Source organism: Streptomyces sp. NPDC052114 (assembly GCF_040680155.1).
Classification (GTDB): Bacteria; Actinomycetota; Actinomycetes; order Streptomycetales; family Streptomycetaceae; genus Streptomyces.
The window spans coordinates 28786-42494 of record NZ_JBFAWC010000006.1; the positions used below are offsets into that span (position 1 = coordinate 28786).

Below are 13709 nucleotides of genomic sequence, written 5' to 3' on the forward strand. Positions count from 1 at the left end.
GCACTAGTGCATAATCTGGTTTGTGCTAGGAGAGTATCCGATCGAGGGTCGGCGCGCAGCAGAGATTGCGGCGAGCGTGGAGCGAGCCGTGGGTGAGGGCGGCCTCGAACCCGGGCAACTGCTGCCGCCCATGCGTGAGTTGGCGGCCCGGCTGGGCGTGAATCCCAATACGGTCGCGGCCGCGTATCGCACGCTGCGCGAGCGCGGGGTCATCGAGACGGCGGGGCGGCGGGGCAGTCGCGTGCGCCCGAAGCCCGCCACCACCGCGCGCGAACGCATGCGGGTGGACGTGCCCCCCGGAGTGCGGGACGTCGCCAAGGGCAATCCGGACACGGCGCTGCTGCCCCCGCTCGTCATGGCGTTCACGGCCGCGGCCGTGCAGTCCGACGCGCAACCCGTGCTCTACGGAGAGAGCGCCGTCGATCCGGAACTGGAGCGGTACGCGCGCGAGGCCTTCGACGCCGACGGCATTCCCGCCGGTCCCGTCGCCGTCACGTCCGGATCACTCGACGCCATCGAGCGGGTCCTCGCCGTCCACCTCAAGCCCGGCGACGCGGTGGCCGTCGAAGATCCGGGCTGGGGCAGTCTCCTCGACCTCGTCCCGGCTCTCGGCCTGCGGGTCGTGCCGGTCGGCGTGGACGACGAGGGGCCGCTGCCCGCCGATGTGGCGCGGGCGTTGGAGGCGGGCGCCCGCGCGGTCGTCGTCACGGACCGCGCGCAGAACCCCCTCGGTGCCGCGGTCACCGCGCCACGCGCGCGTGCCCTGCGCAAGGTGTTCGCCGCGCACGAGGATGTCCTGCTCATCGAGGACGATCACGGCCACGGCATCGTCGACCTGCCGCTGCACCCGCTGGCCGGGGTGACCCGGAGCTGGGCCCTGGTCCGGTCGACCGCCAAGGCGTACGGCCCCGACCTGCGGCTCGCCGTACTCACCGGCGACCCCGTCACCGTCGACCGGGTGCAGGGGCGCCAGCGGCTCGGGCCCGGCTGGGTGAGCAGGATCGTGCAGCGTGCGGTGGTGCGGCTCTGGGCCGACGGTGCCGTCGACGCGCGCGTGGTCGCGGCGTCCTACGGGCGGCGCCGGGACGCGCTGATCGCCGCGCTCGCCGAGCGGGGCGTGCCCGCGCAGGGACGCAGCGGCATGAACGTGTGGGTGCCGGTGCCCGACGAGACCGGGGCGGTCGCGCGGCTGCTGCACGCGGGGTGGGCCGTCGCCCCGGGAGCGCGGTTCCGGATGGAGGCGCCGCCCGGGGTGCGGATCACCGTGGCCGCGCTCGACGACGAGGACATCGTGCCGATGGCGGACGCGGTCGCCGCCGCGGTGGGGCCGGCGCCGGCGCGGCGCTACGGCTGATGGGGCGCTACGGCTGACGGGGCGTCGGCGGGGGCGCCCCTCCGAGGCTCCCTAGGGGGCTGCCGTGGCGCGCGCCTTGGACCGGCCGCGCGGCCGGGACTGGGTGAGCGCCGCGCCCGCCAGGACGATCACCGCGCCGATCGGCGTCGACCAGCTCAGGGACTCGCCGAGCAGGGCGACGCCCGCGGCGGTCGCGATGACCGGGATGAAGTACGTGACCATCTGCGCGGTGGTCGGGCCGACCTCGGCGACCAGCCCGTACTGGAGCAGGAAGGCGAGCCCCGTGCCCAGGGCGCCGAGAGCCACGACCGCCAGGAGCGGCACGACGGGGAAGTGCGTCGGCAGCGAGGTGAACAGCGGGGTCACCACGGCCAGTTCGACGGTCGCGACCAGCAGCTGCGCGCCGGACAGGGAGAGGTTCGAGTACCCGGACCCGGCCAGGGTGCGACGCACGTAGATCCAGCCGATCGGGTAGCTGAGCGAGGCGAGCAGTGCCATGGCCGTGCCGCGGAGGTCCAGGCCGCTGAAGCCCTGCCAGGCGCCGAGCACCGTGAGCACCCCGAAGAAGCCGATGCCGAGGCCCGCGACCCGGCGCCGCGTCGGCCGGTCCTCGGAGAGCGCGACGAGCGACAGGGCCATGCCCCACAGCGGCGACGTCGCGTTGCAGATCCCGGCGAGCGTGGACGGAATCGTCAGCTCCGAGTACGCGAAGAGCGAGAACGGCAGGGCGTTGAGCAGGAAGGCCGCCACCGTCAGATGCAGCCAGGTCCGCACGCCGCGCGGCAGCCGCTCCCGCTTCACCACGAGCACGGCGGCGACCACGGCCGTGCCGAACACGAGCCTGCCCAGGGTGACCTGGAAGGGGGCGTACCCCTCCGTGCCCACCTTGATCAGCAGGAAGCTGAAGCCCCAGATCGCCGCGAGGATGCCGAAGCGGACGCGCCAGTCGAGGGCGGGGCGCCGGGGCGCGGTGGCGGCCGTTGTGGCAGAAGCGGTTGAAGTGGTGGGAAGGGCGAGTGTGTCGGCGGATGGCGCGCTGGGGGGTGGCGGAGTGAGGGGCGGCGGGGTGAGGGTGCTCATGTGTCCCACGATGGGTTCAACGATCTCGTAGCACAAGCGAGATTTGTTGCGCGGTATAGCGTAGCATCGCTTACATGTTGAACCTGGAGCGCCTGCGCACGCTCGACGCCCTCGCCCGGCACGGCTCGGTCAGCGGGGCGGCCGCGGGCCTGCACGTGACGACGTCCGCGGTCTCGCAGCAGATGACGAAGCTGGAGCGGGAGGTGGGCCAGCAACTCCTCGCCAAGAACGGCCGGGGCGTGCGCCTGACCGACGCGGGCCGGTTGCTCGCCGAGCACGCCGCGCGGATCCTCTCGCAGGTCGAGCTGGCCCAGGCCGACCTGGAGGAGCAGCGCGGCAAGGCGGTCGGCGAACTGCGGATCTCCGCGTTCCCCACGGCCATGCGCGGTCTGCTGCCCGCCACGCTGACCGCGCTGCGCGCCGACCACCCCGGACTGCGCGTCGGCTGCCACGAGATGGAGCCGACGCCCGCGGTCGCGGCCGTGGTGCGGGGCGACATCGACATGGCGGTGGTCCTCGACTGGTACAACAAGCCGCTGCCGATCCCCGAAGGCCTGGCCAAGGCGCCCCTGCTCGACGACCCCGCCGATGTCGCGATGCCCGCGGCGCACCCCCTCGCCGACCGCGCCGAGGTCGACCTTGAGGAGTTCGCGGACGACGAGTGGATCACCTGGGCGGAGGGCGAGTTCTGCCATGAGTGGCTGATGTTCACGCTGCGCGGCAAGGGCATCGAGCCGCGCGTCGCGCACCGCGCCGAGGAGCACCACACCCAGCTCGCGCTGGTCGCGGCCGGGCTCGGCGTGTGCGTGGCCCCGCAGTTGGGCCGCGACCCGATGCCCCAAGGGGTGCGCACGGTTCCGGTGCGGCACCGGGTGCGGCGGCATGTGTACGTGGTCTGGCGGGCGGACGCGGACCGCCGCCCGTCGATCAGGGCGGCGGTGGGGGCGCTGCGGGCGGCGGGGGCGGGGTTGCGTTAGGGCCGGTGCCGGTGCCGTAGGCGCTGGGCCCTGGGCCGGTGCCGGGATGGGTGCCTGGATGGAGACCCGGACCGGTGCCTGGACCGGTGCCTGGATGGAGACCCGGACCGGTGCCTGGACCGGTGCCCGGACGGAGTCCCGGACCGCGGTCGCGCCGGGGCAAGGCCGTCACAGCCGCGCCAGTTTCCGGAAGTCCCACGACGCGATCGCGTCCGGCGTCAGGCGGGCCCAGGCGTGGCGGCCGTCGTGCGGCAGCTCGTCCATGCCGAAGTTCTTCCGCGCGAACAGCCGCTCGGGAGCGACGAGTTCGGGGCAGGGCTCGCCCGTCCGCGGTGCCTCGCCGACGAACTCGACCGTGCCCGAAAGCTCGACGCCGCGCAGTTCGCCGTACTCCTCCCCGGCGTCGACCACCACGGCGATCCTGCCGTCCTTGCGCAGGTCGGCCCAGCGCTTGCTGCGGGTGATCGAGTACAGCCACAGCGAGGTGCCGTCCCAGGCGAACCAGAGCGTGCTGACGTGCGGGGCGCCGTCGGGGGAGACGGTCGCCACCCGACAGGTGCGCTCCGCGGTGAGGAACGCGTCGAGTTCGTCCGGCGTCATCATGATCCTGCGGCCACGGCGCTGCGTGACGGCCATGTGTCCTCCCGAGTGGTGTCCCGCCAGGCGTGTCTGACTGTGCGTCAGGAAAGAATGAGGGCTCTTCCTTCGTGGCGCAATGGCCGTTAGCCTCGCGCGGATTCCGGGCGCAGGAGGGCGGCAGCCGGCCGGCCGGTGCCCCGGGCGTCCGCGACAGGGAGAGCCATGCCGTCCTCCGCACAGCTCAGGGAACTCCTCGACCCCGCCACCACCGTCCTGCTGACCGTCGAGTGCCAGCAGGGTGTCGTCGGCACCGAGAGCGCGCTGCCCGAACTCGCCAAGGAGGCACGGGCCTCGGGCGCCCTCGCCCATGTCGCGCGGCTGGTGTCCGCGGCCCACCACAGCGGTGTCCAGGTCCTGCACGCGGTCGCCGAGCGGCGGCCCGACGGCCGCGGGGCCAACCACAACGCCCGCCTCTTCCGCGCCGCCGAACGGCTGCCCGTCCAGCAGATCGCGGGCACCACCGCCGTACGGATCGCCCCTCCCGTCGAGGTGGCCGACGAGGACCTCGTCGTACGACGCCTGCACGGTCTGTCGCCGATCGCGGGCACCGACGTCGACCCCCTCCTGCGCAACCTCGGCTGCCGCACCCTGCTGATCACCGGGGTCTCGGCGAACGTCGCGATCCCCAACGCCGTGTTCGACGCCGTGAACCTCGGCTACACGGCCGTCGTGCCCGCCGACGCCATCGCGGGAGTGCCCGCCGACTACACCCCCGTGATGGTCCGCAACACCCTCGCGCTCGTCGCCACCATCACCACCACGAACGACGTCCTCGGCGCCTGGAAGCGGCCCGGCCGCGCCGGTTAGGCCAACTTGATCGAGCCTCCCGCCACCGCGATGTCGGCCGCGGGCAGCGGCTGCGGCGCGGGTCCGCCCCGCACGCTGCCGTCGGCGATGTCGAACTTGCTTCCGTGGCAGGGGCAGTTGACGGTGCCGCCCTCGACACTGGTCACCGGACATCCCTTGTGGGTGCAGCGGCTGGAGAACGCCTTGAACTCGCCCTTCGTGGGCTGGGTGACCACTACCCCCTCGTCCTTGAAGATCTTGCCGCCGCCCACGGGGATGTCCGACGTCCTGGCGAGGACGGCCCCTGCGGCGGCGCCGGCCTCGGGGGCCGCCCCGGCGGAATCGGTGGAGTCCTTGCCGCCACCGCCACCGTCGCCGCTGCCATCTCCGTCCCCGCCACCCCCGTCGCCACCACCGCAGGCGCTGAGGGCGGCGGCGAGGCCCGCGGCACCGATCGTGGCCACGACGGTACGGCGGCAGGGCGTGGAGACGCTCTCCTCGGCGGAGGCGGTCTCGTCAGAAGTCGTCATGCCCGGTGGTACGCGGCCGGAGCCCGCGGTGTTCAACCGCTCAAGGACTTCCGCAGAAAGTCCCGTTCGAACCGGAGCAGGTTCGCCGCCACCTCCTCCTGGGAGACCAGGTGGCTCGCGCCGGGCAGCGGCAGCACGGTGTGCGGGCGGCCCGCCGCCAGCAGCGCCGAGGAGAAGCGCAGCATGTGGACGGGCAGGACGTTGTCGTCCGCGAGGCCGTGCACCAGCATCAGCGGCCGCGACAGACGGTGCGCGTGTGCCACCAGGGAGCAGCGCTCGTACTGCTCGGCCTGGACGTCGGGATGACCGAGGTAGCGCTCCTTCCAGTGCGTGTCGTAGAGACGCAGGTCCGTCGGGGCGGCACCCGCCACCGCCGCGTGGAAGACGTCCGGACGGTGCAGCACGGCACCCGCCGCGAGGAAGCCGCCGAAGGACCAGCCGCGGATGCCCACCCGCGCGAGGTCCAGGTCGGGGAAGCGCTCGGCGGCGGCGTGCAGCGCGTCCACCTGGTCGTCGAGCACGGGCGTCAGCTGGTCGCCGTGCACCGCCCGTGCCCAGTCCTCGCCGCGCCCCGGCGTGCCGCGCCCGTCCGTGATCAGCACCGCGAAGCCCTGCTCCGCGAACCACTGCGCCACGATCGTCCACCACGCGCGCGCGTGGACCACGAGTTGGATTCCTGGACCCGCGTACGGGCACAGCAGCACCGGCAGCTTTCCCGAGCCGGGCTCGTGCCAGGACGGCAGATACAGCGCGCCGCGCAGCTCCCGTTCCCCGAGGGTGAGGTGCCGGGGCCGCGGCGTCACCACCGGCTCCTGCGCGAACACCGCGATCCGCCCGACGGGCTCGCCGCCCCGCAGCACCGTCACCGTCTGCCCGTCGGGCGTCCTGCTGTCGAGGACGACGGTGTCCCCGCCGACGGCGGCCGTGTGCACACCGGGACCTGCACTGATCTGCCGCAGGGTGCCGGTGCGGCGCTCCGGGTCCGGCTCGTCGTCCTGGTGGTCGAAGGACCAGACGTGGGTCTCCATGGGGTCGTACGAAGCCGTGAACCACACCCGGTCGCCCACTCCGCCGAGGACCTCGCGCACCTGTAGGCCGGGGGGCGTCCTCGTGTCGCCCACCCGCAGGCCGCGCGTGTGTCCGGCGACGTTCCAGTGGCGCACGGCCCGGCCGCTCTCCAGGCGCAGGGGAGTGCCCGGCATCAGCTCCAGCCAGGCCGGGTCCCGGTGGTGCGAGACCAGCTCCGTCCCACCGGACTCCGGGTCCACCTCCAGGACGTACAGCGAGCGCTGGTCGCGGGTCTGGAGCGTGATCAGGGGGCCGTGGGCGTCCCAGCACACCGTGGGGACGTACTCCAGGGCGACATCGGTCCACTCTCCGGAGAGGTGGTGTTCCTCGGGCACCTTCTCCGGAGTGCGCACCTCCGTGCGCGTCCCGTCCAGACACAGGACGTGCAGGGACGTCTCCGCGTTGGCCGTGCCCGCCGCCGGATAGCGGACCGCGCGCGGCGGGAGTCCGGGCCGTGCCGGGTCCGACAGCCACCAGCGCCGCACCCGTGAGGCGTCCACGCGCGCGACGACCAGCGCGTCGCTCGCCGGCGACCACCAGAACCCCCGCTGCCGGTCCATGGACTCGGCGGCCACATGGTCGGCGAGACCGTAGGTCACCGCGTCGCCCTCGGGCTCCGCGAGCGCCCGGTCCCCCGCGCCGTCGGCGCCGACCACGCGCAGGGCACCCCCGGTGACGTACGCGACGTGTGTCCCGTCCGGCGAGGGGCGCGGGTCGATCACCGGGCCCGCCGTGCGGATCCGGCGCGGCGCGCCGCCGTCCGTCGTCACCACCCACAGCGCGCCGCCGAGCGAGAAGGCGACCACGCGCGCGTGGCGGTCGGTCGCGAAGGCCACCACTCCTTGCGACGACTCCCGCGCGCGTTCCCTGCGCACCCGCTCGGCTTCCGGCAGCGGGCCCTCCGCACCGAGGCCGAGCGGATCGACGAGCAGCCGCTCGGCGCCGTTCTCGTACACCCACAGCCTGCTGACCGGGTCGTCGCCCGCGGTGGAGCGGACGAACAGCACCCGCTCGCCGTCCGGCGAGACCGTGAAGCCGCGCGGCACCCCCAGCGAGAAGCGCCGCGTGCGCGCGAACTGGAGCGGAAGATCAAGGGAGTCCATGGCGGGCACTGTAGGCAGACCCGTGGCTGGTCGAACACCTCGGAGCGGATGATCGAACAGCGTGGAAGCGGCAGTAATCTGGGGCCATGCTCAGCGAAGTCACCGCCGTCCGCTACGTCACGCCCCTGCGCGAGGGCGGCTCGCTGCCGGGGGTCGTCGAGGCCGACGACCACGGCACGTACGCGACGTACGTCATCAAGTTCACCGGCGCGGGACAAGGCCGCAAGACGCTCGTCGCCGAGGTGATCTGCGGTGAACTGGCCCGGGAGCTCGGCCTGCGGGTGCCGCGGCTCGTGGGGATGCGGCTCGACCCGGTGCTCGGCCTCGGCGAGCCCGACGAGCGCGTGCAGGCGCTGCTCAAGGCGAGCGGCGGCCTCAACCTCGGCATGGACTTCCTGTCGGGTGCCCTCGGCTTCGACCCGCTGGCCCACCACGTGGAGCCGGCCGAGGCGGGGCGCGTGGTCTGGTTCGACGCCCTGATCAACAACGTGGACCGCTCCTGGCGCAACCCCAACCTGCTCGTGCTCCGCGGCGACCTGTGGCTCATCGACCACGGCGCGAGCATGATCTGGCACCACAACTGGCGCACCGCGGAGACCGCGTCCGCCAAGCCGTACGACGCCTCGGACCACGTCCTCGCGCCGTACGGCCCCGACGTGGCCGCGGCCGCCGCCGAGCTCGCCCCCCGCGTCACCGAGGAGCTGCTCACCGAGGTCACCGCGCGGGTGCCGGGGGAGTGGCTGGCGGACGAGCCGGGCTTCGCGGACGCCGACGAGGTGCGCCGCGCGTACGTGGCGGCGCTGCTGGCGCGCGCCAAGACCGTCCACGAGCGGATCACGCTGCCGGGGACCGAGCCGAAGGGCGCCACCAAGTGAGCGAGCAGACCGGGCCCGCACGGGACGTCTTCGAGTACGCGCTGGTGCGCGTCGTGCCGCGCGTGGAGCGCGGCGAGCAGTTCAACGCGGGCGTCGTGCTCTACTGCCGCGCGAAGTCGTTCGTGGCCGCCCGCACCCACCTCGACGAGGGCAAGCTCCTCGCCCTGGACCCGGCGGCCGACGTGGCCGGGATCAGGGCCGCGCTCGGCGCCGTCGAGCGGATCTGCGCGGGCGGCGAGGCCGCGGGGCAGGCCGCGGGCGACGACGCGGGGCGGCGTTTCCGCTGGCTCATCGCGCCGCGTTCGACGGTTCTCCAGCCCGGTCCGGTGCACACGGGCCTGACCGCGGATCCCGAGGCCGAGGTGGACCGCCTTCTGGAGCTGCTGGTGCGGTGAGGCGTCCCGGGGGAAGCGTCCCGGTGGCGTGGCGAAGCGTCCCGGCGGGGTAAAGAATCACAGCTCTCCTGTGTGCCGTTGACACCCGGTGCCAGGGCTTCTAGCGTCTCGTCCAGCTGAAGGTACTAAGCGGTCGCTCACCATCGGGGCGTACCGTAGAGCCGCATCCCAAGGGCGAGGAGAACCAGCATGTCCACCACTGAGCAGCGCGTCGCTGTCGTGACCGGTGCCGCGCGAGGCATCGGCGCGGCGACCGCCGTACGGCTCGCCGCCGAAGGCCGTGCCGTGGCCGTCATCGACCTCGACGAGGCCGCCTGCAAGGACACCGTCGCGCAGATCACCGCGGCCGGTGGCAAGGCGATCGCCGTCGGCTGCGACGTGTCCGACGAGGCCCAGGTCGAAGCCGCGGTCGCCCGCATCGCCCAGGAGCTGGGCGCGCCGACGATCCTCGTCAACAACGCCGGCGTGCTCCGCGACAACCTGCTCTTCAAGATGAGCGCCGGTGACTGGGACACCGTCATGAACGTGCACCTGCGCGGCGCCTTCCTGATGTCCCGTGCCGTCCAGTCGCACATGGTCGACGCGAACTTCGGCCGGATCGTCAACCTCTCCTCGTCCTCCGCGCTCGGCAACCGCGGCCAGGTCAACTACGCCGCGGCCAAGGCCGGCCTCCAGGGCTTCACCAAGACCCTCGCCAAGGAACTCGGCAAGTTCGGCGTCACCGCCAACTCCGTCGCCCCCGGGTTCATCGTCACCGAGATGACCAAGGCCACCGCGGACCGCGTCGGCATGGACTTCGAGGAGTTCCAGGCCGCGGCCGCCACCCAGATCCCGGTGCAGCGCGTCGGCCGTCCCGAGGACATCGCCAACGCCATCGCCTTCTTCACGGGCGACGCCGCGGGCTTCGTCTCCGGGCAGGTCATGTACGTGGCCGGCGGCCCGCTCAACTGACCCGGAAGGCAAGGAACATGGCTGTGCAGGACAGTGGGAAGGCCGCGCTCGTCACGGGCGCGAGCCGCGGCATCGGATACGGCATCGCCGAGGCCCTGGTCGCCCGGGGCGACCGCGTCTGCATCACCGGACGCAACGAGGACGCCCTCAAGGAGGCCGTCGAGAAGCTCGGCTCCGACCGGGTCATCGGCGTCGCGGGCAAGGCCCACGACGAGGCGCACCAGGCGATCGCCGTCGAGCGCGCCATGGAGGCGTTCGGCCGCGTCGACTTCCTGGTCAACAACGCCGGTACGAACCCGGTGTTCGGGCCGATGGCCGAGCTCGACCTCAATGTGGCACGCAAGGTGTTCGAGACCAACGTCATCTCCGCGCTCGGCTTCGCCCAGCAGACGTGGAAGGCGTGGCAGAGCGAGCACGGCGGCGCGATCGTGAACATCGCCTCCGTCGCCGGCGTCTCCGCCTCGCCGTTCATCGGGGCGTACGGGATGAGCAAGGCCGCCATGGTCAACCTCACCCTTCAGCTCGCGCACGAGTTCGCGCCGAGGGTCCGGGTGAACTCCATCGCGCCGGCGGTCGTCAAGACCAAGTTCGCCCAGGCGCTGTACGAGGGCCGCGAGGAGGAGGCAGCCGCCGCCTACCCGCTCGGCCGGCTCGGCGTGCCCGAGGACATCGGGGGCGCGGCCGCGTTCCTCACGTCCGCCCAGTCCGACTGGATCACGGGACAGACACTCGTGGTCGATGGCGGCATCTTCCTCAATGCGGGCGTCGGCTGACGACTGCGAACTACCGCGGATTAGGGCGTCAAAAGCGACGTTTAACCGCATCAAGTGCCCCGTCGGTATGTCGAGTTGGACCGGCGGGGCACTGCGATATGGTCTCCCGACCCCATGGCATGGCCGATCGAGGAGCGTGCGCGTGTTCAGTGAAGTTCCCCTTGCGAAGCGGAAGAGGGGTGTGCGGCAGGTGGCGGCGCTCACGTCGATATCCCTGCTCGCGGGCTGCGGGGTGCTGTCCTCGGAAGGGTCGGACGAGGACCAGCAGATCACCGTCGGCACGATGAGCGCGCCCAGCACCCTGGACCCGGCGAAGGCCTGGGACAGCTCCTGGGAGCTCTACAGAAACGTTTTTCAGACGCTGCTCAGCTTCCCCTCGGGGGCCACCGAACCCGAACCGGACGCCGCCGAGTCCTGCGAGTTCAGCGACTCCTCCAGCACGGTCTTCACCTGTCGGCTGCGCGAGGGCCTGACGTTCTCCGACGGCGACGAGCTGAACGCGGCGGCCGTCAAGTACTCCTTCGACCGCATGCGGACCCTCGACGACAAGGGGGTCGTCAAGGGCGGGCCCATGGGGCTGCTCGGCTCGCTCGACGAGGTCGAGACGAAGGGCGAGCGGACCGTGGTCTTCCGTCTCAAGAAGCCCGACGCCACCTTCCCCTTCGTCCTCGCCACGCCCGCCATGTCGATCGTCGACCCCCAGGAGTACCCGGCGGACAAGCTCCGCGAGGGCGACCAGGTCACCGGCTCCGGTCCGTACACGCTCAACGCGTACACGCGCAACGAGAAGGCCGAGCTGGTCAAGAACGACAAGTACAAGGGGGCGGCCGACGTCAAGAACGACGCCGTCACCATCCGCTACTTCAAGAAGTCGTCGGCGATGGTCGACGCCCTCAAGGCGAAGCAGATCGACGTGACCTTCCGCGGTCTCGCCTCCGAGGACATCATCGCCATGCAGGGCAAGGGCAGGCGCGAGCAGGACATCGAGCTCGTCGAGGGGGCGGGCACCGAGATCCGCTACCTGGTGTTCAACACCAAGGACCCCTGGGCGCGGAAGCTGCCGGTCCGGCGGGCCTTCGCGCAGCTCGTCGACCGCGGGGCGATCGCCCACAAGATCTACAAGGACACCGTCGAGCCGCTGTACTCGATGGTCCCCAGGGGGCTCACGGGCCACGCCACCGGCTTCTTCGACAAGTACGGCAATCCCAGCGTGGCCAAGGCAAGGAAGATCCTCACCGACGCCGGTATCAACGAGCCGGTCCCGCTGACCCTCTGGTACACCTCCGACCGCTACGGATCGGCGACCGCTCCGGAGTTCGCCGAGCTCAAGCGGCAGCTGGAGGGATCGGGCCTGTTCAGGATCACGCTGAAGAGCCGTCCCTGGACCGAGTTCCAGGAGGGCTACAGCAATGGCGAGTACCCCGTCTTCGGACGCGGCTGGTTCCCCGACTTCCCGGACGCGGACAACTTCATCGCGCCGTTCGTCGGCCCCAAGAACGTGCTCAACACGCCGTACCTCTCCAAGGAGATCACCGACCAGGTGCTGCCGCGCGAGCGCAGGGAGTCCGACCGGGGAGCGGTCATCGACCAGTTCGAGCGGGCGCAGGAGATCCTCGTCGACGACGTGCGGCTGCTCCCGCTGTGGCAGGGCAAGCAGTACATCATGTCCAGCGAGGAGATCGCGGGCGGCGAGCGGGCGCTCGACCCCTCGGCGATCATGATGATGTGGGAGCTCCAGCGCAAGACGAGCTGGTAGCGGACGGTCCGGGGAAGCGCGTCGGAGGGACGGCCCCGGTGGTTCGGGGGAGCCGGTCGATTGTCAGTGGGCGCCGGTAGGTTCTGTGGTGAGAAGTGACCGCACACCGGAGGTTGTTGACGTGACCGACATCGCCATGCTGCCCGCGTCCTGGCGCGGAGTCCTCGGCGAGGAGCTGCAGAAGCCCTACTTCAAGGAGCTCACCGAGTTCGTCGAGGAGGAGCGGGCGAAGGGACCTGTGTTCCCGCCGCGCGACGAGGTCTTCGCCGCCCTCGAAGCGACGCCGTACGAGCAGGTGAAGGTCCTGGTCCTCGGCCAGGACCCGTACCACGGCGAGGGACAGGGACACGGCCTCTGCTTCTCCGTGCGCCCCGGTGTGAAGACCCCGCCCTCCCTGCGGAACATCTACAAGGAGATGAAGGAGGAGCTCGGCCACCCCGTGCCGGACAACGGCTATCTGATGCCGTGGGCCCAGCAGGGCGTCCTGTTGCTGAACGCCGTCCTGACGGTCCGCTCCGGCGAGGCCAACTCCCACAAGAACAAGGGCTGGGAGAAGTTCACGGACGCGGTGATCCGCGCGGTGGCCGACCGCCCCGACCCCGCCGTCTTCGTGCTCTGGGGGAACTACGCCCAGAAGAAGCTCCCGCTCATCGACGAGGAGCGGCACGTCGTCGTGAAGGGCGCGCACCCCTCGCCGCTGTCCGCGAAGAAGTTCTTCGGCTCGCACCCCTTCACGCAGATCGACGAAGCGGTGGCGGCGCAGGGGCACGAGCCGATCGACTGGCGGATCCCCGACATCGGCTGAGCCGACGGCGTGGGCCCGAGGGGGCTCCGTCAGCCCTCAAGGGCGTAGTCGAGGGAGTACGGGGTGCTGGCCTGCCCGGTCCGTGCCGTGAACGAACCGGTTCCGGTGAGCCCGGACAGCTCGCCGGTGCCCGAGCCGGGCAGCACGGTGAAGGCGCACTCGATGGTGCCGTCCGCGGTGAAGGAGCCGCGCTGCTCGATCACGAAGGACCCCTTGCGGCCGTCGAGGGTCCCGTCGACGAGCTCGTGGCCGACGAACGCGCCGACCGTCTCGCTCGCATACGCGATGGAGTACTCGCAGGACGCGCCCTTCGCCTCGACGGCGCCGGTGTAGTCATTGGTGACGGCGGCGTGGGCGATGCGCGCGCCGCCGTCCACACCGGTGACCGGGCTCTCGTCCCAGCTGGCGAAGGTGAAGGTGCCGGTGACGGCACGGGTGGTCCTGGCGAGGGAGGCGGTGGTGGGGTCGGCGGCGGTGGCGGCGTGCGTGGTCATGGGTCTCCTCGACGGGGGATCGGTGTGGGGGCGCCGGCCCCTTGCGGGGCGGGGCTCGTGTGGCCTTGGGCAGCGCCGGGCCTTGCGCGGTGCTGGGCCTTGCGCGGCCCGAGCGGTGCCGGG

Annotated in this window: 14 protein-coding genes; 9 read left to right on the forward strand and 5 right to left on the reverse strand. The window is 72.0% G+C overall.

All coding sequences use genetic code 11. The annotated features are described in order from the left end of the window. Nucleotides 1-22 precede the first annotated feature (22 nt). Entirely contained in the window at nt 23-1354 is a 1332-nt protein-coding gene (locus AB0L89_RS14730; RefSeq protein WP_365139937.1) for an aminotransferase class I/II-fold pyridoxal phosphate-dependent enzyme, read from the forward strand. A 51-nt stretch (nt 1355-1405) separates the two neighbouring features. On the opposite strand, the gene AB0L89_RS14735 is transcribed toward AB0L89_RS14730, so the two are convergent. Next, nucleotides 1406-2434 carry a DMT family transporter gene (locus AB0L89_RS14735; RefSeq protein ID WP_365139940.1) on the reverse strand — a complete coding sequence of 343 codons (1029 nt, stop codon included), beginning with the start codon at nt 2432-2434 and terminating at the stop codon, nt 1406-1408. Nucleotides 2435-2508: 74 nt separating this feature from the next. Here AB0L89_RS14735 and AB0L89_RS14740 point away from each other — a divergent pair, with 74 nt between their 5' ends. Continuing rightward, nucleotides 2509-3411 (forward strand): LysR family transcriptional regulator, encoded by a 903-nt coding sequence (locus AB0L89_RS14740; protein ID WP_365139943.1) that lies wholly within the window; start codon nt 2509-2511, stop codon nt 3409-3411. 168 nt (nt 3412-3579) lie between these two features. On the opposite strand, the gene AB0L89_RS14745 is transcribed toward AB0L89_RS14740, so the two are convergent. Then, a complete protein-coding gene (locus AB0L89_RS14745; protein ID WP_365139946.1) occupies nt 3580-4047 on the reverse strand; it encodes a pyridoxamine 5'-phosphate oxidase family protein in 468 nt (155 codons plus the stop codon). A 165-nt stretch (nt 4048-4212) separates the two neighbouring features. On the opposite strand from AB0L89_RS14745, the gene AB0L89_RS14750 reads away from it, so the two are divergent. After that, nucleotides 4213-4857, forward strand: a complete 645-nt coding sequence (locus tag AB0L89_RS14750) for an isochorismatase family protein (RefSeq protein ID WP_365139949.1) — start codon at nt 4213-4215, stop codon at nt 4855-4857. Here AB0L89_RS14750 and AB0L89_RS14755 read toward each other — a convergent pair. Both AB0L89_RS14755 and AB0L89_RS14760 read right to left on the reverse strand, forming a co-directional pair. After that, complete coding sequence (locus AB0L89_RS14755; protein ID WP_365139953.1) at nt 4854-5366, reverse strand: Rieske (2Fe-2S) protein; 513 nt, start codon at nt 5364-5366, stop codon at nt 4854-4856. The genes AB0L89_RS14750 and AB0L89_RS14755 overlap by 4 nt on opposite strands. A gap of 32 nt (nt 5367-5398) precedes the next feature. After that, entirely contained in the window at nt 5399-7537 is a 2139-nt protein-coding gene (locus AB0L89_RS14760; protein WP_365139956.1) for a prolyl oligopeptidase family serine peptidase, read from the reverse strand. Nucleotides 7538-7623: 86 nt separating this feature from the next. Here AB0L89_RS14760 and AB0L89_RS14765 point away from each other — a divergent pair, with 86 nt between their 5' ends. From AB0L89_RS14765 to ung, 6 genes are all read left to right on the forward strand, one after another. Then, nucleotides 7624-8412 (forward strand): HipA family kinase, encoded by a 789-nt coding sequence (locus AB0L89_RS14765; protein WP_365139959.1) that lies wholly within the window; start codon nt 7624-7626, stop codon nt 8410-8412. After that, nucleotides 8409-8807 (forward strand): DUF3037 domain-containing protein, encoded by a 399-nt coding sequence (locus tag AB0L89_RS14770; protein ID WP_365139962.1) that lies wholly within the window; start codon nt 8409-8411, stop codon nt 8805-8807. Before AB0L89_RS14765 ends, AB0L89_RS14770 begins: the two co-directional genes overlap by 4 nt. A 189-nt stretch (nt 8808-8996) precedes the next feature. After that, nucleotides 8997-9758 carry a 3-oxoacyl-ACP reductase FabG gene (gene fabG, locus AB0L89_RS14775; RefSeq protein ID WP_365139965.1) on the forward strand — a complete coding sequence of 254 codons (762 nt, stop codon included), beginning with the start codon at nt 8997-8999 and terminating at the stop codon, nt 9756-9758. Between the two features lie 17 nt (nt 9759-9775). Continuing rightward, nucleotides 9776-10531 carry an SDR family oxidoreductase gene (locus AB0L89_RS14780; RefSeq protein WP_365139968.1) on the forward strand — a complete coding sequence of 252 codons (756 nt, stop codon included), beginning with the start codon at nt 9776-9778 and terminating at the stop codon, nt 10529-10531. A 235-nt stretch (nt 10532-10766) separates the two neighbouring features. Beyond that, nucleotides 10767-12287, forward strand: a complete 1521-nt coding sequence (locus tag AB0L89_RS14785; RefSeq protein WP_365141039.1) for an ABC transporter substrate-binding protein — start codon at nt 10767-10769, stop codon at nt 12285-12287. A gap of 121 nt (nt 12288-12408) precedes the next feature. After that, nucleotides 12409-13092 (forward strand): uracil-DNA glycosylase, encoded by a 684-nt coding sequence (gene ung, locus AB0L89_RS14790; RefSeq protein ID WP_365139971.1) that lies wholly within the window; start codon nt 12409-12411, stop codon nt 13090-13092. A 29-nt stretch (nt 13093-13121) separates the two neighbouring features. On the opposite strand, the gene AB0L89_RS14795 is transcribed toward ung, so the two are convergent. Then, a complete protein-coding gene (locus tag AB0L89_RS14795; RefSeq protein ID WP_365139974.1) occupies nt 13122-13586 on the reverse strand; it encodes a DUF3224 domain-containing protein in 465 nt (154 codons plus the stop codon). Nucleotides 13587-13709 lie beyond the last annotated feature (123 nt).